The sequence below is a fragment of the Streptomyces sp. NPDC057249 genome, from assembly GCF_042669245.1.
GTDB lineage: Bacteria > Actinomycetota > Actinomycetes > Streptomycetales > Streptomycetaceae > Streptomyces.
In genome coordinates this window covers 167,518-190,617 of the sequence record NZ_JBHUXS010000010.1, presented here as the reverse complement: position 1 = coordinate 190,617, position 23,100 = coordinate 167,518, and the positions used below count along the sequence as shown (strand labels likewise).

Sequence of the window (23,100 nt, the reverse complement as noted above, 5' to 3'; positions counted from 1 at the left end):
CGCGTGTGCGCCAGCTCGCCCGTGCGTTAGCTTGGAGGTATGCGGAACAGGTGGTTCCACAGCTTCCCGGCCCCGGCACTCCTGGCGGGGCTCCTGGCCCTGCTGTCCGCCCTCGCCCTCTTCCTGGCCCCCGCGGCGGCCCCCGCCGCACCGGCCGCGACCGGCGCATCCACCGTGGACGACGTCGCCCGGGCGCTGCGCAAGGGGCCCGTCCACGTCGACCCGGCCGCCTCCGACCAGCTCTCCCGGAGCCAGGCCGCGGCGCTGCGCGACAAGATCGAGAACGCGGACAAACCGGTGTTCGTGGCCGTGCTGCCCGACACCGCCGCCTTCCCCGAGGACACCGTGCTGCGCACCCTGCGCGCCGAGACCGGCATCACCGGGGTCTACGCGATCCGCCTCGGTGACGGCTTCAGCGCCGGCGCCGACCCCCGCGTCATGTCCCGGAACGCCGTCATCAACCTCACCGCCGCCGTGAAGACCCCCGGCGCCGACGCCGACGCGGCGACCCAGCTCAACACCTTCGTGGACCGCGCCGTCGAACAGGCCCGGGGCAGCGCCCCCGCCTCCTGGAGCGGCGGCGAGCACTCCGCGTCCGACGGAGGCTCGGCCGCCGTCGGCCTGGCGGTGACCGGGGCCGTGGTGGTCCTCGGCGGCGCCGCCGCGTTCACGGTCGTCCGCCGCAACCGCAGGCGTAAGGCGGAAGAGGAGCGGGCCGCGCTCGACAGGCTGCGGGTGGTCGTCGACGAGGACATCACGGCGTACGGCGAGACCCTGGAACGGCTGGACTTCCACCCCGCGGAGCCCGGCGCCGACGACGCGATGCGCGCCGACTACGAACGCGCCCTCGACTCCTACGAGAGCGCCAAGACCCGTATGGCCGGCGCGGAACACCCCTCGGACGTGCGCGGGGTGACCCAGGCCCTGGAGGACGGGCGGTACTCCCTGGCCGTGCTCGACGCCCGCCGATCCGGCCGCGAACTCCCGGCCCGCCGTCCGCCCTGCTTCTTCGACCCGCGCCACGGCCCCTCGGTCGCCGACGTCCGCTGGGCCCCGGCGGGCGGCAGCGCCCGGGAGGTCCCGGTGTGCGCGGCGGACCGGGTGCGGCTGAACGAGGGCGAGGACCCGATGAGCCGGACGGTCGAGGTGGGCGACGGCACCCGCCGCCCGTACTGGGAGGCCGGTCCGGCCTACGGTCCGTGGGCGGGCGGCTACTTCGGCGGCGGCCTCCTGCCGGGCCTCCTGGTCGGCACCATGCTCGGCTCGATGCTCGCCACCCCGGCGTACGCGGCGGACTACGGGGGCGGCGACTACGGCGGCGGTGATGTGGGCGGTGACTTCTCCGGCGGCGACTTCTCCGGCACCGACTTCGACTCGTCCGGCTTCGGCGGCGGCGGTTTCGGCGACGGGGGAGGCTTCGGCGGCGGCGACGGCGGCGGTTTCGGCGGCGGCGGGGACTTCGGCGGAGGGTTCTGACCGCGGAGGGGCCGGGTACCCCGTGCCAGAATCGAGCACATGAACGAGTCGGTTGCGGGGTCCATGGCCGAGCTGGTGCACCGCCGCTGGCGCGAGCGGGAGGCGCCCGACGGCGACGTCATTGTGTTCGCCGACGGCTCCCTGCGCGTGATGGATCTCGTGCGGACGCAGTCGCCCGACCGGCCCGACGATCCGCGGGCCGAGAGGTGGCACTGGCTGGAGATCCTGCGGGCCACCGAGTGGAGCACGGACGACTGGGTGGAGGTCGAATCCACCCGCGCCACCCACGCCCACGGGGGGAGCCGGGCCTCGGCGGGCGAGTCCGCCCACCACGGTTCCATCGGCTGGGTCGCGCTGACCCGGGACAACGGGGAGAGCACCCTCGAATGGCTCGCCGTCTCCCGCTGGTCCGACCCGTTCCGCGACGTCATCCTGGACGACACGGCGGTGACCGCGGTCAGCACCGCCGGCCACGTCTGGACCTTCCCCCGCGACGCGCCCCAGAACGTGCGGATCGCCGTCGCCCCGGACCCGCGCCCCTGAGGCGGGCACCGGACACGCGTCCGGGCCGCGGGGGACGGTCCCCGCGGCCCGGACGTGGTGCAACGGCCGCCCCGCGGGCTCAGCCGCGCCCGCCGTGCGTCCGCTCGAACGCGGCGAACGCCGCCTCCTGGCGCCACTCGGTCGCGGCCTTCGGGCTGCCCGCGAGGTAACGCGCGCAGCGGGCGCTCGGGCGGCCGTCACCGGGGCGGTCGGCCCGGCAGGCCGCCACCACGCGGTAGCCGGAGGGCGCGGTGCCGGTGGCCCACAGGCTGCGGCCGTCGCGGAAGGCGTACTCCAGCGAGGCGCGGGCCAGGTCCTTCAGCTCGGTGTACGAGAGGCTGTACGTCTTCGCGGCGTACTGGTACTCGTGGCTGATGTCGATCCGGGAGACGCCCGGGTCGTCCGTGGAGAGCACGACCGGCACGCCGTAGCGGCGGTACGCGTTGAACGGGTGGTCGTCGCCCGCGATGCCGAGGATCTGCTTGTTGCTGGAGAACGGCACCTCGATGGCCACGTGCCGCCGTGCCATGGTCCGGGCCAGCGCGCGCCAGTCGTCCTCGTGGACCAGGTCGACGCCGTGGCCGATGCGCTCGGCGCCGGCGACCCGGACCGCCTCGTTGATGTGGAAGGTCAGGTCCTCCGGCTTGACCAGGCCCGGGGCGAGCTCACCGGCGTGCAGGGTGAGGTGGGCGCCCGGGTACTGCCCGCGCAGGTACTTCAGCATCCGCATCTGGAGGCTGTAGTTCTCCAGCGAGCTGTCCCAGTCCTCCGGCTGGACGAGGTTGACCGCGACGAACCTCGGGTCGCGCTCGGCCAGCCGCATCCCGACCACCATCTGCGTGAACACGCGGGCCGGGGAACTGCCCCGGGAGACCTGAGAGATCCACCGGACGGGCAGCTCGCAGGCGGGGGCGGGGCGCGGGGTGTCGCAGTGCGCGGCCTCGCGGAACTGGACGTCGGTGTCGTCGGCCTCCTGGACCGCCTCGTCGATGACCTTGTCCAGCTTGCCGCCGGCGACCAGCTTGCGGTGGAAGGCGGCCAGGTCGGCGTCGTAACCCACCTGGTCGGCCAGCTTCTTGGCGCTCTCGGAGGCCGGGCTGACCATCGTCTCCAGGTAGAACTGGTTCTGCTTCACCACGGTGTCGGCGACGTTGGCGAGCATCTTGCCCCGGGCGTACCAGGTGGCCATGCCGAACTTGCCGAAGGTGTCGAAGAAGTGGTCGTGCCCGGACTCGTCGGCCGGGAAGTCCTGCATCGACCAGGCCCGGATGATCTGCTGCCGGAACGCGGCGTCGGTGCGCGCGTCGGCGGCCGGCCGGCTGCCCGGGGCGCACGGGGAGGCCACGGCGGTCATCGTCGCGTCGATGCAGAGCCCCTGCTCGATGGCGAGCTGGAGCAGGTATTCGGTGGTCACCGCTCCGGAGAGGTGGTTGTGCAGGTCGCCGCCCTTGGGCAGCTCCTTGAAGAAGGCCCGCAGCCGTGCGGGCCGGTCCCGCAGCGAGTCCAGGTGGGCGGCGGTACGGCGTTCGGCGGGTGTCACCGGGCGCGGCGCCGCGTAGGCGGTGGAGCGTACGGCGCTGTCGGGCGCGGGCGCGGCGGCGGTCGCGGGGATCGCCGGGATCAGGCTCAGCAGGGCGAGGGCACCGCCGAACCCGGCCAGCAGAGGGGACTTGGGGCGACGGGCTGTCCGATGGGAAGAGATCACCGAGGCATGATCGCGCTCGCATTCGTCATTTGCCCGCGAATCATGCCTTTGCGGAGGAACGTCCACCCGATCGAGTGGAGACGCCCTCCGGAAAGTTCTGCCGGACGGGGGCCGTTCGCGCAGCTCACGCGGACGGGGGTAGGTCTAGACCACTAACGAAGAGTGGAAACTGTTTACCAGGGGGCGGTTCCTGTGGCTCACTGTGTCGTGTTCGCGACAAGTGGACGCGCGTAGACCATGCGTGAAGCGTGCTGCCCGAGCGGCCGGCCACGGCCGCTTTCCCCCCACAGCAGGAGGCTCCTCATGACCACTCGCAAGAGACTCACCGTGGCCGGTGTCCTCGGCACGACCGCGGCTCTGCTGCTCGGTCTGATGTCCGGCACCGCCTCGTCGGCGCCCCGCCACGACAACCCCGTCCCGCTCGGCAAGGGCTACATGGGTGTCGGCTACGTCCAGGACACCAGGGACTTCAAGCCGGACACCCGGCAACTGCACCTCGGCGCACAGCCGGACGCCAACCTCAAGGCGGCCCCCGAGGGCATCGACGTCTCCAGCTGGCAGGGCTCCATCAACTGGAACTCGGTGCGCGGCGCGGGCATCGAGTTCGCCTGGATGAAGGCCACCGAGGGGCTGACGTACAAGGACCCGACGTTCAGCGCCAACTACCTGAACGCCTACCACGCGGGCGTGATCCGGGGCGCGTACCACTACGCCCGCCCGGACGTCTCCGGCGGCGCGGCGCAGGCCGACTTCTTCGCGAGCAACGGCGGCGCCTGGTCGCGCGACAACCTCACGCTCCCGGGCGTGCTGGACATCGAGGGCACCTGCTACGGCTACTCGCAGGCGTCCATGCAGCAGTGGATTCTCGACTTCTACAACCGGTACAAGGCCCGCACCGGCCGCGACGTCGTGATCTACACCAGCCCGAGCTGGTGGAACACCTGCACCGGCGGCTGGAGCGGCATGTCCGCCCGCAGCCCGCTGTGGGTCGCGCACTGGACCACCGGCACTCCCAGCATCCCGTCGGGCTTCCCCTTCTACACCGTCTGGCAGTACAGCTCCACCGGCTCGGTGAGCGGCGTCTCCGGCAACGTCGACCGGGACCGCTTCGGCGGCGACCGCTCCCGGCTGCTCGCCCTGGCGAACAACACGCCGTGAACGCAGGCGTATAGACGTATAGGTGTACGAGCCGGAGCGGCCGGGTAAAGCCGCTCCGGCCCCGCCCCCGACCGTTCACCAAGGAGCACGTCATGATCCCACCCCTGAGCCGGCGCGGCGCCCTGATCGCCGGGGCCGCCGCCCTCGCCGGCGGTCTGGGCCCGGCGGCCGGCGCGGAGGCGGCCCGCCGGCTGCCCGAGAGCACGCGGCCCCGCTTCTCCGCACTGTCCCCCCTCCAGCGCGCCGGGCAGCGCGTCATCCACTCCTACCCGGGCGCGACACCCCCCGCGTCCCTGCTGACGGCCATCGAGCAGGGCCACACGGCGGGCGTCATCTTCTTCGGCGAGAACATCCAGAACCTGACGCAGATCGAGGGCGTCATCCGGACGATGAACGAAGCCCACGCCTCGTCCCCGGTCAAGGCGCCGCTCCTCCTCATGACCGACCAGGAGGGCGGCCTGATCCGCCGCCTCCCGGGGGAGCCCGTCAAGTCCGCGAAGGACGTCGGGGCCTCCGCCGATCCGCACTACTGGGCCGACTTCACCGGCAGCGGCGCGGGCCTCAACCTCGCCGGGGTCGGCATGAACGTCAACCTGGCGCCGGTCCTCGACGTCTACCGCAAGGACGGCGACTTCACCGACCAGTACGAGCGCTCGTACAGCAAGTCGGCCGCAGCCGTGGCCAGTTGCGGCGTCGACTTCATCACCGCCCAGCAGCGCGAGGGCGTCGCCGCGACCGCCAAGCACTTCCCGGGCCTGGGCCCGGCGTCGGCGAGCCAGAACACCGACCTGCGGTCCGTCACGATCACCACGTCCGCCTCGACGCTCCGTAGCGTGGACGAGGCCCCCTACCGGGACGCGATCGCGGCGGGCGTCAAGCTCGTCATGCTGTCCTGGGCGGTCTACACGGGGCTGGACTCCGCCCGTCCGGCCGGTCTCTCCCCGACCGTCGTCGGCGAGCTGCGCAACCGCCTCGGCTTCACCGGGGTCACCGTCACCGACGCCTTGGAGGCCGGTGCGCTCTCGTCCTACGGCAGTACGTCGCAGCGCGCCGTGAAGGCCGCCGCCGCCGGGATGGACCTGCTGCTCTGCTCGGCCCGCAGCGTCTCCCAGGGCGACGAGGCCGTCGCCGCCCTGGCCGACGCCCTGGGCGGCTCACTCGACCCGACCGCCTTCGACGCTGCGGCGGCCCGCGTGAACGCCCTGCGCGCGGGGCTGTGACGGGGCGCTTGTTACCTCGGTCCCGGCCGCTCCGTCAGAGAGGTGTAGCCACCGCTCGACAGAAGGCAGGAACCGATCATGAACGCTCGCCTCGACCTCTTCGCGCACGCTCCCTCGGCCAAGACCCTGAAGCACATCGTCGCGGCGGGCCGGGCCCTGGAGGACTCGACGCTGCCCCTCTCCACCCAGGAACTGGTCCGGGTGCGGGCCAGCCAGATCAACGGCTGTGCGGCCTGCCTCGACATGCACACCAAGGAGGCCGCGCACGCCGGGGAGACCGCGACCCGCCTCAACCTGGTCGCGGCCTGGCGCGAGGCGACCGTGTTCACCGACGCCGAGCGCGCCGCGCTGGAACTGACCGAACACGGCACCCGCCTCGCGGACGGCGGTGTCCCGGACGAGGTCTGGGCCGACGCCGCCGAGCACTACGACGAGGACCAGCTCGCGGCCCTGGTCTCCGCGATCGCCGTCATCAACACCTTCAACCGCATGAACGTGCTGGTGCGGCAGCCGGCGGGCGACTACGTGGTGGGTCAATACGCCTGAGAAGGGCCCGACCGGCACGGTACGTTGCCGTGATGGCCGACATACCGCTGTCCTCGCCGGAACCCGGCAGCTCCGCCGACGTCGTGCGTACGTGGGACGCGCGCGCGGAGCGGTATCTCCAGGTCTTCCGGTACGAGTTGGAGGCGAAGCCGTACGACCTGGGGGTGCTGCGCGCGTTCGCGGAGCGGGTCGGGGCGGGCGGCCGGGTGTACGACGCGGGCTGCGGTCCCTGCGGCCACGTCACGGCCCTGCTCGCGGCCTACGGCCTCGACATGCTGGGCATCGACCTCTCGCCCCGCTGCGTCGCGCTCGCCCGCCGGGAGCAGCCCGGCTGCCGGTTCGCCGTCATGGACCAGGGCGCGCTCACGGGCGGCCCGCTGGACGGCCTCGTCGCGTACTACTCGCTCCACGACCAGCCCAAGAGCCGGCTGCCCGACACGATGGCGTCCTGGGCCGCCGCGATACGCCCCGGCGGCCGGCTGCTCGTCGTCGCGAAGGAGGGCGAGGCCGACGGCGTCATCGCCGACCCCCTGGGCAGCGAAATCCGCGTCTACTGGGCGGAGTACACCGCGTACGAGCTCCGCCGGGCGGCCCACGAGGCGGGCTTCGGCACCGACGACTGCACGGTCCGCGAGGCGTACGAGGACGAGATCCCGGCCCGCCGCGTGTACCTCACGGCGACGAGGCGTTAGGCGTTCGCCCGGAGGAAGGCGTCCCAGGCGGCGGGCGGGACGGTGAGCACGGGCCCGTCGGTCACCTTGGAGTCCCGGATGTGCACGGCGGCGGGGTGCGCGGCGACCTCGACGCAGTCGCCGCCTTCGCTGCCGCTGTAGCTCGACTTGTGCCAGTTGTAAGCGACTTCGACGCAGTTGCCGCCTTCGCTGCCGCTGTAGCTTGACTTGAACCAGCTGAGGCCGGTGCCGTGTGCTGCGCGGGTCATGTCTCTCCAAGCAGGTCGTCCATTAGGCAGACACTCTCCTCGGGTGAGTGCGCCTGCGATCGGAGCATCCCACACTTCTGTTGGAAGACGCTGACTTCCTCAGGCTCATCGATCAGGTAGCTGACGCGCTGCCCCTCGATGTAGGCCACGTGATCGTGATCCGGGGTTTCGAGCAGCACCATCGGGCCGTCGAGGGCGGCGTGTGTCTGGCGGCTGGTCGGCATGATCTGGAGGCTCAGGAAGGGGAGTTCGGCGTACTCACGCAGACGCCCGATCTGCTCGCGCAGGACCTCAGGCCCCCCGATGGGTCGGTGCAGGATCACCTCTTCCAAGAGGAAGCTCAGCATCGGACGCGGTTTCCGCTCCAGGAGCGCCCGGCGCTGCATACGGTTCTTCACTCGCTCTTCCACCTCCTCAGGCTCCAAGGGTGGGTAGAGGGACTTGAAGACCGCTCGCGCGTAATCCTCGGTCTGGAGGAGCCCGGGCACCACCTGGTTCTGGTATGAGTGCAGCGAGACCGCCTCCTGCTCATGCTCCACGTAGTCCTGTACGAACAGCGGGAACCGTTCCTTCTCCGGCACCTTCTCCACGGCGACCTGCAAGGCCCCCTTGGTTTCCAGGAGCCGATCCAGGAGGATCGCGAAGTCCAGCTGAAGCGGGCGCCGCCCCTGCTCGATCGACGCGATCGTGTCCTCGCTGACACGGCACATGTCCGCGAGGGCGGCCTGCGTTAACCCGGCGGCCCGCCGGAAGGTCGCCACTTGTACACCGATCACGTGCCACGCTGTGACGCGCTTCCTGTTCTGCTTCGGGTTCGCCATGCAGTGCCTCTCCCCGCTGAGCGCTGGTGATGACCCGTCAGCGGTCGTACATCGACTCCGTACGACCTGACGCGATGCACAAACATAGTGACCGTATGTGACCGTCGTCTCATGAACGAGCCAACTCAACTCCTCGAATTCCGCGAAGCGTTCTACCGCCGGGAGCGGCGGTCGGTGCCGCTCGTACGGAGGTTCGTACGGCAGGCCCTGCTCGACTGGGCGTGCGAGGCGCACCAGGTGAACACCGATGACGTGCTGCTCTGCGTGAGCGAGCTCGCGACCAATGCGCTCGTGCACGGCGTGCCGCCGGGCCGGGGTTACCGGCTGTTCCTGTACTGGGACCGCGCGGAGACCCGGCTGCGGGTCGAGATCCACGACAGCGGCGACGGTGAGGTCCCGGAGGCGGCGCCGTCCTCGGACCCCACGGCGGAACGCGGACGCGGCCTGATGCTGGTCGCCGCGCTGGCAGCCACATGGGGCGTCAGCGAGCGCATCCCGGGGAAGATCGTGTGGTGCGAGTTCGCCGCACCGGCGCGGATTCGTCAGCGAGATCATGTGGACCGCGCTGCTGAGATCTTTCCGACCCTGGCGGTCAGTAGTGGTCGCGGGCCTGGATGATTTCCAGGCCGCCGGAGTCGGTGACGCGGTAGACCAGCCGGTGTTCTTGTGTGATGCGGCGTGACCACCAGCCGGACAGGTTCCCCTTCAGTGGCTCGGGCTTGCCCCTGCCTTCGAAAGGGGTCCGCTTGATCTCCTTGATGAGGTCGTTGACCCTCCGGAGTGCCTTGCGGTCGGTGTCGGCCCAGTGGGTGGAGTCCTCCTACCCGTCGTCCGAGAGCGACGTCTTCACGCCTCGTCCGTGTCGATCAGGTCTCGTACGGTGCCGCGTCCGGCGTCCATCTGCTCGGTGGAGCGCATGAGGCGGGCGGCGTTACGGGGGGAGCGCAGTAGGTACATCGTCTCCTCCCAGGCGTTGTAGTCCTCCTCAGACATGATCACGACGTTGCCCGCCTTCGACGTGACGTGCTCCGGCGCGTGGTTTTCGGTGACGCGATGGATCAGACCGAAGAAGTCCCTCCGCGCTTGGCTTGCGCTGATGGCCATGGGTTTCCTCCTGCCGCGTGTGTCGCCAGCCCTCCAAGACAACGTACTTCCTGTTTGAGTCCTCTTTTGCCGCACCGGCAAGGATGTTTGCCGGAGCGGCGTCCGGCGCGCACCATCTCCCCTAGATGGAGGAGGTTCGCATGAGCGACAACACGCAGACGTACGACGTAGTGGTGATCGGTGGCGGGGCCGCCGGGCTGAGCGGGGCGCTGGCCCTCGGGCGGGCCCGGCGCTCCGTGCTCGTGATCGATTCGGGCACTCCGCGCAACGCGCCCGCGTCGCACGTCCACAACTACCTGGGCCGCGAGGGCACCCCGCCCTCGGAGCTCCTGGCGATCGGCCGGGACGAGGTCGCCGGGTACGGGGTCGAGGTCGTGACCGGCGAGGTCACCGTGGCCGAGCGGCTGCCGGAGGACGCCGGGTTCCGGGTCGTGCGCGGGGACGGGACCGCCGTCACGGCGCGGCGGCTGCTGGTCACGACCGGGCTGACCGACGAGCTGCCGGCGGTGCCGGGCCTGGCGGAGCGGTGGGGCAACGAGGTGCTGCACTGCCCGTACTGCCACGGCTGGGAGGTGCGCGACGCGGCGATCGGGGTCATCGCGGTCAGCCCCATGGCCGTGCACCAGGCGCTGCTGTGGCGGCAGTGGAGCGAGGACGTCACACTCTTCCTGCACCAGGGGCCCGAGCCCTCCGACGAGGAGTACGAGCAGCTCGCGGCGCGCGGCATCGCGGTCGTGGACGGCGAGGTGGCCGGCCTGGAGGTGACCGACGACCGGCTCACCGGTGTCCGGCTCGCGGGCGGCCGGGTGGTCGAGCGGGCGGCCGTGGTCGTCCAGCCCCGGTTCACGGCGCGCTCCGGCGTACTGGAGAGCCTGGGGTTGCGGCCGGTACCGCTGGAGATGGGCGGCCACACCGTCGGCTCGTACATCGAGGCGGACCCGACCGGCGCCACGGCGGCGGCCGGGGTGTGGGTGGCCGGCAACGTCACCGGCCTCATGGACCAGGTGATCGGCGCGGCGGCGGCCGGGCTCAAGGCGGGCGCGGCCATCAACGGGGACCTCGTCACCGACGACACCCGGAGCGCCGTGGAAGCCCGCCACGCCCCGTCCGACGCGGAGCTGTGGGACAACCGGTACCGCGAGAGCCACCGCATCTGGAGCGGGAAGCCCAACACCGTGCTCGTCCGCGAGGTCGAGGACCTGGCGCCCGGCCGGGCGCTGGACCTGGGCTGCGGGGAGGGCGCGGACGCGGTCTGGCTGGCCGGCCGGGGCTGGCAGGTCACCGCGACGGACATCTCGCGCGTGGCGCTGGCCCGGGCCGCCGAGCACGCGGCGGAGGCCGGGGTCGCCGACCGGGTGGACTGGCAGTTCCACGACCTGGGCGCCACGTTCCCCGAGGGGTCGTACGACCTGGTCTCGGCGCAGTTCCTGCACTCCATGGGCGACCTGCCCCGCGCCCGCATCCTGCACCGGGCGGCCCGCGCCGTCGCCCCGGGCGGGGTGCTGCTGATCGTGGGGCACGCGGGCTTCCCGGCCTGGGACCACCACCACGCCGACATGGAGCTGCCGACCCCGGACGAGGTGCTGGCCCAGCTGGAACTGCCGGAGGGGGAGTGGGAGGTGCTGCTCAGCGACGAGCACGAGCGCGTCCAGAACGACCCGGACGGCAACCCCACCACCCGTACGGACAACGCCCTGAAGGTCAGGCGGCGTCGAGTCCGCGTACAGGACCGGACCTGACCTAATGCACTCCTACTGTCATTCCTGAGGGCGGAACAGGAACGACGGAAGGCAGTGACACCATGAACGCCAACGAGACGGCTATCGCGCACACCGGTTCGGACGAGCGGGCGGACTACCTGGAGGCGCTGGGCAAGCAGCGGCACTTCCTGCGGTTCACCACCCGCGACCTGACCGACGAGCAGGTGGGGGAGCGGACCACGAAGAGCGAGCTGTGCCTCGGTGGCCTCGTCAAGCACGTGACCTCGGTCGAGCGGAGCTGGGCCGCGTTCATCGTGGAGGGCGCCGCTGCGATGCCGGACTTCACCGCGATGACGGAGGCCGACTTCGCGAAGCGTGCCGACGACTTCAGGATGCTGCCGGGGGAGACGCTGGCGGGCGTGCTCGACGCGTACGAGAAGGCGGCGGCGCAGACCGACGAGCTGGTCGCCTCGCTGCCGGACCTGGGCGTCGCGCACGCGCTGCCGAAGGCCCCGTGGTTCGACGGGGACGCGACGTGGTCGGCCCGCCGGGTGCTGATGCACATCATCGCGGAGACCGCGCAGCACGCCGGCCACGCGGACATCATCCGGGAATCCCTGGACGGCTCGAAGTCCATGGGCTGATCGGGTCCGGGCGGCGGCACAATGGCGCGCATGGATGCCGAAGTCGCCGCGCTGATAGGGGCCGCCGTCGGCTCGCTCGCCACGCTGGGGGCGGCCTTCGTCACCGGGCGGACGGCGGCCCGCTCCCAGTACGACCAGTGGCGCAGGCAGCACCGCAGGGACGCGTACGTGGCGTACCTCGGGGCGCTGCACGACCGGGACATCGCGCTGGACGCCGTGTTCGAGGCGCTGCGGCCGGAGCGGCCGGACATGGCGGCGGTGGACGAGCGGGTCGGCGTGTTCGTCGGCCTGGCCCGCGAGGTGCACCGGGCCGCCGAGGTGGTCCTCGTGGAGGGGCCGGACGCCATGGTGGCGGCGGTCGGCCGGGTGGGCCGGGCGTCCGCCGAGCGCGCCGAGCTCATGCGGCGGATGGTCGCCGACGCCCGCGCCGGCGACACCGCGCACAGGGCCGCGCACACCGTGCCGGCCGCCCGGCGCGACGAGGCCCTTCACCAGGCGGTGAAGGGCCTCCGTGCTGCCGCCGCGCGGGTGCTCGACGCGCCGCGCTGAGCGGATTACGCCTGCGGGGCGGCCTTGATCGCGGAGATGTCGAAGTTCAGCTTCACCTTGTCGCTGACCATGACGCCGCCGGTCTCCAGCGCCGCGTTCCAGGTCAGGCCCCAGTCGGAGCGCAGGATCTCGGCGCCGCCCTCGAAGCCGACGCGCTCGTTGCCGTAGACGTCCTTGGCGGAGCCGTTGAACTCCAGGTCGATGGCGAGCGGGCGGGTCACGTCCTTGATGGTCAGGTCGCCGGTGACGCGGTACTTGTCGCCGCCCAGCTGCTCGGCGGAGGTCGAGCGGAACGTCATCAGGGGGAACTTCTCGGCGTCGAAGAAGTCACCGCTCACCAGGTGGCCGTCGCGGTCCTTGATGCCGGTGTCCACGCTGGCGATCTTCACGTCGATCGAGGCGGTGGAGTTGGCCGGATCGCTGCCGTCCAGCTTCAGGGAACCCTCGTGCTCGGCGAAGGAGCCGCGGACGTTGGTGACCATGGCGTGACGCACGGTGAAGCCGATGCTGCTGTGCGCCGGGTCGATCGTGTAGTCACCCGTCAGGGCGGCCAGGGCGGGGTCGACGTCGGCCGTGGTCGTGGCGGCGGCAGCGGCGTCGTCGGACTTGCGGTTGAACAGAGCCATGGCTCCTCCTCGGGGACCGGGCCGAGTGGACTCGACCTGTTGTTTAACCTTCAACGAGATTCACTGTAGACCCATCTTGTTCAAAGTTCAACATCTATCGCGAGGACTGTTACGGCTCCCACCGTCCGTTCACGCGGCCGTTACGCGAGACCCCCTGGCGACGCGCGTAGAACTGGGGCACCATCTCTCCTGCCCCTTTGTCATGCACAGGAGGAGAATCCCCCCATGGCCTTTCACGCCCCCCATGTCTCCCGGATGACGCTGCGCCCCGTCCTGACCGCCCTCGCCCTCGTGCTCGGCGTTCTCTTCGCCCCCGGCTTCGGCCTGGTGAGCGGCACGACGGACGCGTACGCCGTCACCAAACTCACCCACAGCCAGGCGACCGCCCGCTTCAGCTCGTCCGGGATCACCTGGTCGTCCTCCGGCGGCTGCTCCAACCGGAACGTCTCCACCTGCACCTCGTTCGACCAGCTCAACCTGGCGACCGCCCAGGGCGCCCAGACCCTGAAGAGCGCCACCGGCTGCGCCCTGAACATCACCGGCGGCACCGAGACCGGGCACGCGAGCGGTACGTACTCGCACTGGAACGGTTACAAGCTGGACTTCGGCAAGACCACCTGCCTCACCAACTACGTGCACAGCGCGTTCAGCTACATCGGCCTGCGGGGCGACGGCGCACCCCAGTACAAGTCCGCCTCCGGCAACGTCTACGCCGACGAGGGCAACCACTGGGACGTGACCTACTACAACTGCGGCGGCTGCTGACCCGGTCCGGGCCGCGCACGCGTGAGGAAGGGCCCCCGTCCCGCCCGGACGGGGGCCCTCCCTGCCTGTGGGGTGAGGTCAGGAACCGACGCTCACCGTGAACCGCCTCGGGTTGCCGTCGTTCGCGGCGCCCGAGACGTCCGGCTGGCCGTCCGGGCGTACGTCGTCGTACGGGAAGGCGTAGCCGATCGGGCTGTTGGCGTGGACGATCCGGGACCAGTGGTTGGTCACCGCGCCCTGGTAGTAGTCGGACACCGAGGTGCCGTTGGGCTGGTCCGGGTGGCTGAGCATGATCGAGCGGTTGAAGCCCGCCGCGAGCCGGGCCAGCAGGGCCTTCTTGTCGTCGTTGTCCGCCGGGTTGTTGGTGAACGGCCCGTGGTTGCAGGTGAAGATGTCCTTCGACACCGGCTTGCCGAAGGTGTGCCCGCCCTCGAACACCAGCGTGTCCCCGCTGACCCGGCCCGTGCGCACCCCGCGCCCGCCCTGGAGGTCGATGCGCAGGTCCGTCGAGCGGTACTTCTCCCAGACCTGGTCGATCTGCGCCGTGAACAGGTCCCGGAACGGCATCTGGTCGGGGCGGTCGAAGTAGGGCGCCATCAGGTTCTGCGGCGAGATGACCCGCAGCACGCTGCCGTCCGCGCCGCGGGTCACCAACTTGTCCCAGGGCTGGCCGTCGGCGGCCGCCTGGGCGATGAGGCCGTCGGCGATCCGCTGCACGGCGCCGTCGGGGAGCGGGGCGACGGTGTGCGTGGCGTCGCCCTCCAGGGTCAGGCCGATCGGGAGCGCGGTCACCAGGTCGACGTAGCTGATGTTGGCGTACAGCTGCTGCGGGTTGAACGTGAACTCGCAGAACGACCAGGTCCGCCCGTAGTTCGGGTCCGTGGAGGTGGCGAACGCCGGCTCGACCAGGGCGGGGCCGGGGTTGAGGTAGAAGGTCAGGGTGTCGTCGCGGACGAAGTACACGCGGGCGCCGTACATCTGGGGCAGGGTCAGCACCACGGGCGCGCCGCCCGCCCCGTTCAGCGGGATCGCGCAGTCGACCGGCAGCGGGGTCTGCGGTGCCGAGGGGGAGTCGGGGTGGTAGACGCCGCCGTCGGCGCGCAGCAGGACCCAGCGGCCGGTGCCCTGCTCGTGGCCGGTGACGTAGGCGTTGACGCGGCCGGGCAGCGACTTGTTGACCAGGGCGAGTTCGCAGGTGGCGGCGGAGGCCGACGCGCTCGGGCTCAGCGCGCTGCCCCAGAGGGGGTAGGTCAGTGCGGTGGCGGTGGCGGCGGCACCGCCCGTCAGGAACTTCCGGCGCGAAATCATGAGGCGACTCCGGGGGTACGTGGGGGGTGCGGACGGGGGACCGTGCGGGGGAGGTGGAGCGGGGGGCGTCCGCGGTGCGCACCACTTTCTCGACGTGGAGGACGGGCGTCAAGACTTGTGACTGAGAGCGCTCTCAAAAAGAAGAACTCTTCACAACTCGACGCTGGTGAGCGGCACTTGCCGGGCCGGCCCCCTGGGGCGTCTCGGCGTGTGATCAGGAACTGAACACGGCGCCCCGGATGTCCCGGTCCGGCCCCACTTGGGCTCGCTTGGACTTACGGAGGGCGGTTGTTGGACTGGCGAAGCCCTCGGCGCCGTCCGTCGTTGACGGTGCGCGGAGCCGACGACTACGCAGTGCACATGTCACCAAGCCGTATGCCGGTGGGCGTCGCAGCCGCCGCCTCAGCAGCCGTCCTGGCCCTGGTGGGGACCGCCCTCCCCGCCGTGGCCGCCGCCCCCTCACCCGCTGCCGCCGCCGTGCCCGCGGGCAGCCCCGTCATCGCCTCCGCGCAGCTCGCGGTCGCCGTCGCAGCGGACTTCCCGCGCGTCCTCACGTACACCGACCGGGGAACCGGCGCGCAGCTGACCGGCTCCACCCGCCCGGTCACCGCCGTCACCCTGAACGGCACCGCGCACCCGGTGAAGCTCAAGGGCGCCCCGAAGGTCACCGGCTCGGCCGCCCGCTACACGCTGGTCTTCACCGACCTGCCCGGGGTCGAGATCGACGCCGTGCTCTCCGTGTCCGGCCGCGCCACCACGTTCAAGGTCACGGCCGTCCGCGACACCGGCGCGTTCCGCGTGGGCACGATCGACATACCCGGGCACGACCTGGTCTCCGTCGCCAGTACGGACAGCGGGGCGGCCACGGCCTTCACCAAGCTGGACACCGACTCCACCAGGACCGCGGACGTCTTCGCGAAGGTCACCCCGGACACCCCCGCCGAATCCGCGCCCGCCGGCGCCACGTACGCCCTCCTCAACACCGGCTCCCTGGCGGCGGCCGTGGAGTCCAACTCCTCGTACGACAAGCCGTCCGGCGCCACCGGCGGGGACGACGCACGGTTCTGGCACCAGGCCCGCAAGGAGGACGACGGCACGACACGGGTCGCCGTCTGGTCCGGCCAGTGGACCTACCGGGGCGAGGGCGCGCCGAAGCGGAGAGCGGGGACGCCCTGCCCTGGGCCAAGGTCGTCGTCACGCCCGACGCCAACGGCGACAGGACCGTCGACTGGCAGGACGAGGCCGTCGCGTTCCGCTCGATCGGCGTGGTCGCGCCGGGCAGCGAGGACACCGCGGACCGGGTCATCACCCACATCCCGTTTCTTCGCCAGCCAGGCCACGCACCGTTCCTACTCAGTGAGCAGGAGTGAGTCTTGGACCCATTCCTGTTCGCTGCGGACATCCCGAACGGTATTGGGTGTCCTGGTTGCCCGCGTTCTCGCCGCGTCCGGTGGCACGGATCGTGTCCGTGGTCCGGGGATGCGGGGGCGGGGGTCCCTCACGTCCTGGGGCACCTGGTGCGGCCTGGACGGTCCGATGCCCGTGCGCATCGCTCCGGTGCGCACGGGGCGGTGTCGTCCGACGCCGGATCGGGTGTCCGAGGGCGCGTCGCCCGATCGCGATACCGGCGGCATCGTGACGGGACATCTTCCGGTGCGGGGTGGTCAGTGGCTTCTGCCAGTGCTGAGCACCCCACCGGGAGGTGTAGGCCGGGTCGACCGCGATGATCGCGAGACCGTGTTCGGCGGCCATGGAGACAAGGCGGGCCTTGAGCCTGCCGGTCGGCATACCGGAGACCAGCTGCCGGAAACGCTTCCTGCGTCCGTGCTTCTCCCGGGTCTTCTCCGCACCGAAGTCCAGGTCCTCGATGGCGATCGCGGTGACGCCGGACCGTGTGGCCCAGTGCAGGAGGCGGGTGAGGGCGTGGCGGACCTGCGCGTCACGGTGTGCGGCTGTTCCGGACAGGTCGTAGGGGAAGTGGTGTGGTTCGCCGACCGGGTTGCCATGGGCGTCGAGGCGGTACGCGGCGAAGTGATCGGCGTTGGTGTCCACACCGATCACACCACCAGCACGAGCCGCCTCCAACGGGACGGTCTGCACGACTGGTTTCTGCCAGGACGCGGTCAGATACCAGCGCCCTCGGTCGGTGTCGTAGTGGATGCGGTAGGCCACACCACGGTTCGCCTCGATACGGTCGGCCCACTCCGCGCCCCGGTGCGCGAAAGCCACCGACGAGGTGAGGGTGTAGCGGCCGTGTGCGCTGTTGGCCAGGTGGGCCAAGGGGGCGGGGAGCTTGATGCTGACCCGGCCGTCCGGGGTGACGCGGATCGTTTCGTTCCCGTACCGCTTCCCCGACTCACCGTCCGCCGCCAGGAACCAACGCTCCGCCTCCCACCGCTGACGCCACTCACCCTCGCCCAGCCCGGCCTCGGCCAGGTGATGGCGGGTCTTCAACAGGCGCTTCCCACCCCGTACGACCCGCACTCGTCCCGACCGCCAGTCCGCAACAGCAGCCGCCAGTCGGTCCTCCAGGGCCTTGAGGCGACGCGACTTCTGGAACCACTCACCCCGGGACCGATATCCGCCCGCCGCGCGCTTGGTGCCTTCGGTCCCGACCGGGAGCGACAACCGGTGCCGCAAGGTTCTGATCCCGGCCTCCAAGGAGCGGATGTGCGCCGCCAGGCCCCGCCTCGCCAGCGCCCACTGATCATGCGACGCCTTCGTGATCGCCCCGGCGATCCGCGACGACGACACTCCCGTCAACCCACGCTTGCGCGAAGCCCACGACTCAGCATCGTGGTCCAAGCCGTCCGCACACCGGGCCTTCAGATCACGCGACGCCAGCCCACCCTGGTGCGCGCCGACGGCCCTCAGCACCCGCTCGTCCTGTTCGGTGAGGTGCTTGAGGCGGTCCCGCACTGCCACCCCGGACGGTCCGGGCACCACGAACGACGCCGCCACCTCCCTCACCGCGTCCACCATCGCACCCCCACCGGCCCAGCCCGTCACCCAGCACAACGAGCAACCGTCCACCAGGTCACCCATTCGATCCGAGAACCCACATCCTCACGCCACCCCCCCGCACCACCGTGCCAGGCCGGCTGGAACGGGAAGCTCATCGACGACGTGATCGGCGGCAAGGAGTCCCTGAAGGCACACGAGGAGAACACCGGCCTCGTCTACCGCACGGCCCCCTGGACCGTCCCGATGACCTCGGGCCACCGCTACCAGGTCGAGTACGACTACCAGTCCAGCCACGCCGGGGCCTACGAGTGGGTCGACGGCTACGACCGGATCACCGCCGACGGCAAGCCCGCCTCCGTCGAGACCCGGACCACCGCCGTCGGCGCCCAGCACACCACCGGCCACTTCACGGAGACCGTCACGGCGGGCTGCGGCGACACCTGGACCGGACTGCGCAAGCGCGGCGACGCCCCGGAGGGCGCCGACTTCGTGCTCGACGCCTTCACGGTGACCGACCTCGGCGAGGCGCCCGCCGGTGAGCGGGCGGCCTGCGGCACGCTCGCCCTCGCGGCCGGCGGAGAGACGCTGGAGCCGGGCGCCGCCAACCCCGTCGAGGCGAGCTTCACCAACTACGAGTCCACCGCCGCCACCGGCGTGCGGGTGGACCTCGACCTCCCCGAGGGCTGGCAGGCCGAGCCCGCCGGAGCCGTCACCTTCGACTCCGTGGCCCCCGGCGCGAAGGTCACCGCCCGCTGGCAGGTCACCCCGCCGGTGGACGCCGAGTACCGCACGTACACCCTGGCCTCCCATGCCACGTACACGGCCGGCGACGGGCAGCGGAAGCTCGGCGCGCAGACCTCCGTACGGACGCTGCCCCCGCCGCCCACCGAGGACGGCTGGGCCAGCGACCTGGACTGGACCGACGCCACCAACGGCTGGGGGCCGGTCGAGCGGGACCTGTCCAACGGCGAGACCGGCGCCGGTGACGGCACCGCGCTGACGATCGGCGGCACGGTCTACGAGAAGGGGCTCGGCAGCCACGCCCCGGCGGCCATCCGCTACTACCTCGGCGGGCAGTGCACCTCCTTCACCGCCGAGGTCGGCGTGGACGACGTCCAGAAGACCGCCGGCAGCGTCCAGTTCTCCGTGAAGGCCGACGGCACCGAGAAGGCGAAGTCCCCGGTGCTCCGCGCCTCGGACGCCGCCTGGTCGCTCACGGCGGACGTCACCGGAGCCGCGTACGTCGAACTGATCGCCGCTGACGGCGGCGACGGCAACGGCAACGACCACGCGGACTGGGGCGACGCCCGCTTCCACTGCGGAAGCTGAGCCCCACGGCACCGGCCCCGCCTCCCTTTGTGTCCGGACTCTGGGAAGCGGGGCCGGTGCGCGCGTACGCTCGTGCACCATGGGGGAGTTGAGAGCGGACTGGCGACTGCGGTTGCGCCGGGACGGCCCGGAGGGGCCGGTGCGCGGAGCCGGGGTGCTGATCACCCAGGACCGGATGCTGACCTGCGCCCACGTCGTCGGGCAGCCCGACGCCCGGATGTGGGTCGAGTTCGCCGAGAACCCGCGCATCCCGCCCGTCGCCGCCCGGGTCGCCCCGGACGGCTGGCTCGAAGACCGCGAGGACATCGCCGTCCTCGCCCTGGACGGCCCCCGCCCCCAGGCCGAACCCGCACCCCTGTCCCGGCGCCTCGAACGCGGCGCCGAGGTGTGGCTCGGCGGCTACGCGGCCCCGTTCGACGCGGACGGCATGTGGCTCGCCGGCCGGATCAGCGGCCTCCACGGCGACTGGGTGCAGCTCGACGCCCGCACCAACGCGGAGGTGGTGCGCCCCGGCTTCAGCGGCGCCGCCGTCCACACCGGGCGCGAGGGCGAACGCCCCGAGAGCGTCGTCGGCCTCGTCGTCAGCTGGCGCGGCGACCTGGAGATGGGACTGCCCACGGAGAACGACCTCGCGTTCTCGTACATGATCCCGGTGGACCGCATCGCCGAACTCGTGCCCCTGGTCGCCGAGCTGAGCGGCCCGGACGGCTGGGACCACGCCTTCGCCGGGCGGCTCCGGCGCTGGTTCGCGGGCGCCGACCAGCCCTCGGTGCGCTTCAGCGTCATCCCGGAGGGCGGCGGCCGCGACCGCACCCTGCGCCACCAGCTCCACCGCGCCCACCTCGTCCACCAGGGCGGACGCAGCCGCCCCGACGAACTGGTGGACACCCTGGTCGCCCAGCTGCGCCCCCCGCGCCACCAGCGCAACCGCTACCGCGACTGGCTCCTCGAAGGCGGCGACGAACCCGAACGCTCCCTCGCCGGACGCCCCGCCGCCGGCCCGGTCCTCGCGGTGATCGGACTGGACGAGGACCCGGACCCGGCCGGGCTCGTACGCGTACTGGCCCGGGTGCACACCCTCGGCTTCCGGCTGCTGGTCGTCGTACGCGGTACCGGGGGCCCGGCGCCCGGCGCGGTGGAACGCGACCTGCTCGTGCCGGCGCTGGACGAGCGCGCCGAGGAGCTGGTGAGGAAGGCGGAGCGGATGGAGCGCACCTGGTCCCGCCTGGAGGGCCTGACCGACTCCGCGTCGGCGCCGCCGCGCCCGGCCACCGACCCGGCCGCCCGCCGGCACCGGCTGGGGGAGCTGCGCGCCCTGCGGGAGCCGCATGCCCGGCTCGTGGGGCTCAAGCAGCTGTTACGCGAGTTACGCGCCGACCTCGCGGACGCGCCGGGCCTGCCCGGACAGCGCACCGGACCGGGCCGTCCATGAGAATCCCCTGCCCGCACCGCCGCTTCACCGGCGGCCCCTGCACCGGCGCCGTCCAGCCCACCGGCTACTGCGACACCTGCGGTCGCGACGAGACCGCCCCCGGCCTCCCGGCGCTGCCCGCCGCGCCCGAGGACCACGGACCCGCCCGGCTCCTCGGACTCCCGCTGCTCGACCCGGGCAGCCCGGCCGAACGGCTGGCCGCCGCCGAGCACCCCGTGCGCATCGTGATGACCTGCTCGGCCAAGTCCTGCGACACCGCGTTCGTCCCGCCGCACACCGCCGCCCCGCCCCCGGACGAGGGGTACTGCCCGGTCTGCGGAGCGCCCTACTCGTACCGCCCCGAGCTCACCAAGGACGGCCCGCCGCTCCAGGACCAGTACGTCATCCGGGGCCCCATCGCCCACGGCGGGCAGGGCTGGGTCTACCTCGCCGAGGACACCCACCTGGAGGACTTCGTCGCCGTCAAGGGCCTCCTCAACCGCTACGCCGAACGCGGCGCCGCCCAGGCCGGTGAGGAGCGCCGCAGCCTGGTCGCCATCCGGCACGAACGCATCGTCCAGATCCGCGACTTCGTCTCCACCGCCAACGCCGACGGCACCGTCTCCGGCGGCTACATCGTCATGGAGGACGTCGGTGACCGCACCCTGTCCGCCCTGGTCGAGTCGGTCCGGCGGGGCGCCTTCGTCCTCGACATCGAACACGTCATCACCTACGGCTGCCAGATCCTGGAGGCCCTGTCCCACCTGCACGGGATGGGCTTCCTCTACGGCGACATGAAGCCGTCCAACGTGATCCACCACCTCGACGGCATCAAGGTCATCGACCTCGGCGGCGTCCGCAAGGCGGGCAGCGTCGACCCGCCGCCCGTGATCACCCCGTACTACGCCGCCCCGGAGACGGACGGCAGCAAGCCGCTCACCGTGGCCCACGACGTGCACACCGTCGGCGTCACCCTCGACGAACTGGCCCGCTGGGCGGTCGGCGACGACGTCCCCGGGCTCGGCATCAGCTCCTTCCGGCTCGTCGTGGCGCGGGCCACCGCCGAGGACCCCGAGGCACGGTTCGGCACCGCCGAGGACATGGCCGGGCAGCTGCGCGGGGTGCTCCGCGAGATCCGGGCCCTGCGCGGCAAGCGCGACCAGCCCGAGCCCTCCACGCACTTCACGCCCTCCACCGAACTGCTCGGCGCCCGCCTGGGCTCGGTGCCGGACTACGCGCACTGGCTGAGCCGCCCGCCGCACCGCCGCCGCGAGACGCCCCCGGCGCCCGCGCTGGACCCGGGGACACCGACCCCCACGGAGATCGCCCGGAGGCTGCCGGTGCCCCGGCCCTACCCCGGCGACCCGCAGGCCGCCCGCTTCGGGGTCAGCAGCTACGACCCGGGCCAGCCGCTCGCCCAGCCGGCCGAGGGGGAGCGGTCCGTCGAGATCTGCCTGCACAACGCCCGGCTGCTGCTCGGCCAGGAGGGCGCCGGCGCGCTGACGGCGGCCCACGAGCAGGTCGAGGCGGCGGCGGCGATCCCCGGGCCCGGCCCGGTACGGCAGTGGCGCCTCAGCTGGCACCGCGGGCTGGTCGCCCTCCGCGGCTCCGACGTCCGCCCGGCGGAGCGCCGGCCGCTCCTCGAGGCCGCCCACGCCCACTTCTCGGCCGTCCACCGCGCCCTGCCCGGCGAGTACGCGGCGAAACTGGCCCTCGCGTACTGCGCCGAACAAGTGGGCCCCGGGGCGGGCCCGTCCGCCTACGAACTGTTCCGCGCGGTCCACGCCCGCAACCCGTCCCACGTCGGCGCCGCCCTCGGCCTCGCCCGGCTCGCCCTCGCCCGCGGCGACCGGGCCGCCGCCGTCCGGGTCCTGGACCTGGTCCCCGACGAGTCCCGCGACCACACCGTGGCCCGGGTCGCCGCGCTGCGCATCCGGGCCGCCCGACTGGCCTCGGGGGACCGGCCGCTCCCCGGCGAGCCGGAGATCGACGCGGCGCTGAAGGCGATCGCCGCCCCCGTCGTCGCCGGCGACGAGGCGGCCTGGCTGCTGCGCACGGAACTGTACGAGTGGAAACTCGACGCGGTCCGGGCGGCCGCCGACCCCCCTCCGGCGCCCCGGACCTGGCCCTGCAGGGCCCTCCCGCCCCCTCCCGTCCCCGGTGAACGGGAGGTCCGCGCGGAACTGGAGCAGTGCTACCGCTGGCTGGCCCGTCAGCGCCAGAAGCCCGAGGACCACGAACGGCTGATCGACCTCTCGCACGCGGTGCGCCCGCAGACACGGTTCTGAGGA

19 protein-coding genes and 4 pseudogenes are annotated in these 23,100 nt (G+C 72.2%); 15 read left to right on the top strand and 8 right to left on the bottom strand.

The annotated features are described in order from the left end of the window. Positions 1-39: 39 nt before the first annotated feature. Together ACFUJY_RS20545 and ACFUJY_RS20540 are read left to right on the top strand one after the other, a co-directional pair. Complete coding sequence (locus ACFUJY_RS20545) at positions 40-1,476, top strand: hypothetical protein (protein WP_383301442.1); 1,437 nt, start codon at positions 40-42, stop codon at positions 1,474-1,476. Between the two features lie 39 nt (positions 1,477-1,515). After that, on the top strand, positions 1,516-2,019 hold the full coding sequence (locus ACFUJY_RS20540; protein WP_383301439.1) for a hypothetical protein: 504 nt from the start codon (positions 1,516-1,518) through the stop codon (positions 2,017-2,019). 79 nt (positions 2,020-2,098) lie between these two features. Here ACFUJY_RS20540 and ACFUJY_RS20535 read toward each other — a convergent pair whose 3' ends face one another. Further along, on the bottom strand, positions 2,099-3,724 hold the full coding sequence (locus ACFUJY_RS20535; protein ID WP_383301436.1) for an adenosine deaminase: 1,626 nt from the start codon (positions 3,722-3,724) through the stop codon (positions 2,099-2,101). A 303-nt stretch (positions 3,725-4,027) separates the two neighbouring features. Here ACFUJY_RS20535 and ACFUJY_RS20530 point away from each other — a divergent pair, with 303 nt between their 5' ends. The 4 genes from ACFUJY_RS20530 (at position 4,028) to ACFUJY_RS20515 (ending at position 7,340) form a co-directional block, all read left to right on the top strand. Next, positions 4,028-4,882, top strand: a complete 855-nt coding sequence (locus ACFUJY_RS20530; protein ID WP_383301433.1) for a GH25 family lysozyme — start codon at positions 4,028-4,030, stop codon at positions 4,880-4,882. 92 nt (positions 4,883-4,974) lie between these two features. Further along, a complete protein-coding gene (locus ACFUJY_RS20525; protein ID WP_383301431.1) occupies positions 4,975-6,102 on the top strand; it encodes a glycoside hydrolase family 3 N-terminal domain-containing protein in 1,128 nt (375 codons plus the stop codon). A gap of 78 nt (positions 6,103-6,180) precedes the next feature. Next, complete coding sequence (locus ACFUJY_RS20520) at positions 6,181-6,648, top strand: carboxymuconolactone decarboxylase family protein (RefSeq protein WP_383301428.1); 468 nt, start codon at positions 6,181-6,183, stop codon at positions 6,646-6,648. 32 nt (positions 6,649-6,680) lie between these two features. After that, positions 6,681-7,340: a class I SAM-dependent methyltransferase gene (locus tag ACFUJY_RS20515; RefSeq protein ID WP_383301425.1), complete on the top strand. Its 660-nt coding sequence runs from the start codon at positions 6,681-6,683 to the stop codon at positions 7,338-7,340. On the opposite strand, the gene ACFUJY_RS20510 is transcribed toward ACFUJY_RS20515, so the two are convergent. Both ACFUJY_RS20510 and ACFUJY_RS20505 read right to left on the bottom strand, forming a co-directional pair. Beyond that, on the bottom strand, positions 7,337-7,588 hold the full coding sequence (locus ACFUJY_RS20510; RefSeq protein WP_383301422.1) for a DUF397 domain-containing protein: 252 nt from the start codon (positions 7,586-7,588) through the stop codon (positions 7,337-7,339). The two genes, ACFUJY_RS20515 and ACFUJY_RS20510, sit on opposite strands and share 4 nt — an antisense overlap. Next, positions 7,585-8,409 carry a Scr1 family TA system antitoxin-like transcriptional regulator gene (locus ACFUJY_RS20505; protein WP_383301419.1) on the bottom strand — a complete coding sequence of 275 codons (825 nt, stop codon included), beginning with the start codon at positions 8,407-8,409 and terminating at the stop codon, positions 7,585-7,587. Before ACFUJY_RS20505 ends, ACFUJY_RS20510 begins: the two co-directional genes overlap by 4 nt. A gap of 111 nt (positions 8,410-8,520) precedes the next feature. Here ACFUJY_RS20505 and ACFUJY_RS20500 point away from each other — a divergent pair, with 111 nt between their 5' ends. Continuing rightward, positions 8,521-9,027, top strand: a complete 507-nt coding sequence (locus tag ACFUJY_RS20500; protein WP_383301416.1) for an ATP-binding protein — start codon at positions 8,521-8,523, stop codon at positions 9,025-9,027. Here ACFUJY_RS20500 and ACFUJY_RS20495 read toward each other — a convergent pair. Continuing rightward, positions 9,002-9,229: pseudogene (locus ACFUJY_RS20495) on the bottom strand (Txe/YoeB family addiction module toxin); the annotation flags it as partial. The gene ACFUJY_RS20500 and the pseudogene ACFUJY_RS20495 overlap by 26 nt on opposite strands. A gap of 26 nt (positions 9,230-9,255) precedes the next feature. After that, positions 9,256-9,513, bottom strand: a complete 258-nt coding sequence (locus tag ACFUJY_RS20490; RefSeq protein WP_383301413.1) for a type II toxin-antitoxin system Phd/YefM family antitoxin — start codon at positions 9,511-9,513, stop codon at positions 9,256-9,258. A 140-nt stretch (positions 9,514-9,653) separates the two neighbouring features. Between ACFUJY_RS20490 and ACFUJY_RS20485 the strand changes: the two genes are divergently transcribed. From ACFUJY_RS20485 to ACFUJY_RS20475, 3 genes are all read left to right on the top strand, one after another. Then, positions 9,654-11,252, top strand: coding sequence for an FAD-dependent oxidoreductase (locus ACFUJY_RS20485; RefSeq protein ID WP_383301410.1), 1,599 nt, complete (start codon positions 9,654-9,656; stop codon positions 11,250-11,252). Between the two features lie 62 nt (positions 11,253-11,314). Then, on the top strand, positions 11,315-11,857 hold the full coding sequence (locus tag ACFUJY_RS20480) for a DinB family protein (RefSeq protein ID WP_383301408.1): 543 nt from the start codon (positions 11,315-11,317) through the stop codon (positions 11,855-11,857). A gap of 30 nt (positions 11,858-11,887) precedes the next feature. Then, complete coding sequence (locus tag ACFUJY_RS20475; RefSeq protein WP_383301405.1) at positions 11,888-12,406, top strand: proline dehydrogenase; 519 nt, start codon at positions 11,888-11,890, stop codon at positions 12,404-12,406. A gap of 5 nt (positions 12,407-12,411) precedes the next feature. Here ACFUJY_RS20475 and ACFUJY_RS20470 read toward each other — a convergent pair whose 3' ends face one another. After that, entirely contained in the window at positions 12,412-13,032 is a 621-nt protein-coding gene (locus ACFUJY_RS20470) for a YceI family protein (RefSeq protein WP_383301402.1), read from the bottom strand. Between the two features lie 225 nt (positions 13,033-13,257). Between ACFUJY_RS20470 and ACFUJY_RS20465 the strand changes: the two genes are divergently transcribed. Next, complete coding sequence (locus ACFUJY_RS20465) at positions 13,258-13,797, top strand: hypothetical protein (protein WP_383301399.1); 540 nt, start codon at positions 13,258-13,260, stop codon at positions 13,795-13,797. Positions 13,798-13,875: 78 nt separating this feature from the next. On the opposite strand, the gene ACFUJY_RS20460 is transcribed toward ACFUJY_RS20465, so the two are convergent. After that, complete coding sequence (locus tag ACFUJY_RS20460; protein ID WP_383301396.1) at positions 13,876-15,105, bottom strand: glycoside hydrolase family 64 protein; 1,230 nt, start codon at positions 15,103-15,105, stop codon at positions 13,876-13,878. Between the two features lie 375 nt (positions 15,106-15,480). Between ACFUJY_RS20460 and ACFUJY_RS20455 the strand changes: the two are divergent. Beyond that, positions 15,481-16,449 (top strand): annotated as a pseudogene (locus tag ACFUJY_RS20455) (hypothetical protein); the annotation flags it as partial. Between the two features lie 5 nt (positions 16,450-16,454). On the opposite strand, the pseudogene ACFUJY_RS20450 reads toward ACFUJY_RS20455, so the two are convergent. Then, a pseudogene (locus ACFUJY_RS20450) lies at positions 16,455-18,087 on the bottom strand (IS200/IS605 family accessory protein TnpB-related protein). A 99-nt stretch (positions 18,088-18,186) separates the two neighbouring features. On the opposite strand from ACFUJY_RS20450, the pseudogene ACFUJY_RS20445 reads away from it, so the two are divergent. The 3 genes and pseudogenes from ACFUJY_RS20445 to ACFUJY_RS20435 form a co-directional block, all read left to right on the top strand. Beyond that, positions 18,187-19,398, top strand: a pseudogene (locus ACFUJY_RS20445) (NPCBM/NEW2 domain-containing protein); the annotation flags it as partial. 79 nt (positions 19,399-19,477) lie between these two features. Then, positions 19,478-20,830 (top strand): serine protease, encoded by a 1,353-nt coding sequence (locus ACFUJY_RS20440; RefSeq protein WP_383301393.1) that lies wholly within the window; start codon positions 19,478-19,480, stop codon positions 20,828-20,830. Next, a complete protein-coding gene (locus ACFUJY_RS20435; protein ID WP_383301390.1) occupies positions 20,827-23,097 on the top strand; it encodes a tetratricopeptide repeat protein in 2,271 nt (756 codons plus the stop codon). The genes ACFUJY_RS20440 and ACFUJY_RS20435 overlap by 4 nt, the downstream gene beginning before the upstream one ends. Positions 23,098-23,100: the final 3 nt, after the last annotated feature.

Excerpts from the sequence above, each read along its gene's own strand:
- ACFUJY_RS20545 (WP_383301442.1), top strand. The coding sequence starts at position 40 with ATGCGGAACAGGTGGTTCCACAGCTTCCCGGCCCCGGCACTCCTGGCG.
- ACFUJY_RS20540 (WP_383301439.1), top strand. The coding sequence starts at position 1,516 with ATGAACGAGTCGGTTGCGGGGTCCATGGCCGAGCTGGTGCACCGCCGC.
- ACFUJY_RS20530 (WP_383301433.1), top strand. The coding sequence starts at position 4,028 with ATGACCACTCGCAAGAGACTCACCGTGGCCGGTGTCCTCGGCACGACC.
- ACFUJY_RS20525 (WP_383301431.1), top strand. The coding sequence starts at position 4,975 with ATGATCCCACCCCTGAGCCGGCGCGGCGCCCTGATCGCCGGGGCCGCC.
- ACFUJY_RS20520 (WP_383301428.1), top strand. The coding sequence starts at position 6,181 with ATGAACGCTCGCCTCGACCTCTTCGCGCACGCTCCCTCGGCCAAGACC.
- ACFUJY_RS20515 (WP_383301425.1), top strand. The coding sequence starts at position 6,681 with ATGGCCGACATACCGCTGTCCTCGCCGGAACCCGGCAGCTCCGCCGAC.
- ACFUJY_RS20510 (WP_383301422.1), bottom strand. The coding sequence starts at position 7,588 with ATGACCCGCGCAGCACACGGCACCGGCCTCAGCTGGTTCAAGTCAAGC.
- ACFUJY_RS20505 (WP_383301419.1), bottom strand. The coding sequence starts at position 8,409 with ATGGCGAACCCGAAGCAGAACAGGAAGCGCGTCACAGCGTGGCACGTG.
- ACFUJY_RS20500 (WP_383301416.1), top strand. The coding sequence starts at position 8,521 with ATGAACGAGCCAACTCAACTCCTCGAATTCCGCGAAGCGTTCTACCGC.
- ACFUJY_RS20490 (WP_383301413.1), bottom strand. The coding sequence starts at position 9,513 with ATGGCCATCAGCGCAAGCCAAGCGCGGAGGGACTTCTTCGGTCTGATC.
- ACFUJY_RS20485 (WP_383301410.1), top strand. The coding sequence starts at position 9,654 with ATGAGCGACAACACGCAGACGTACGACGTAGTGGTGATCGGTGGCGGG.
- ACFUJY_RS20480 (WP_383301408.1), top strand. The coding sequence starts at position 11,315 with ATGAACGCCAACGAGACGGCTATCGCGCACACCGGTTCGGACGAGCGG.
- ACFUJY_RS20475 (WP_383301405.1), top strand. The coding sequence starts at position 11,888 with ATGGATGCCGAAGTCGCCGCGCTGATAGGGGCCGCCGTCGGCTCGCTC.
- ACFUJY_RS20470 (WP_383301402.1), bottom strand. The coding sequence starts at position 13,032 with ATGGCTCTGTTCAACCGCAAGTCCGACGACGCCGCTGCCGCCGCCACG.
- ACFUJY_RS20465 (WP_383301399.1), top strand. The coding sequence starts at position 13,258 with ATGGCCTTTCACGCCCCCCATGTCTCCCGGATGACGCTGCGCCCCGTC.
- ACFUJY_RS20460 (WP_383301396.1), bottom strand. The coding sequence starts at position 15,105 with ATGATTTCGCGCCGGAAGTTCCTGACGGGCGGTGCCGCCGCCACCGCC.
- ACFUJY_RS20440 (WP_383301393.1), top strand. The coding sequence starts at position 19,478 with ATGGGGGAGTTGAGAGCGGACTGGCGACTGCGGTTGCGCCGGGACGGC.
- ACFUJY_RS20435 (WP_383301390.1), top strand. The coding sequence starts at position 20,827 with ATGAGAATCCCCTGCCCGCACCGCCGCTTCACCGGCGGCCCCTGCACC.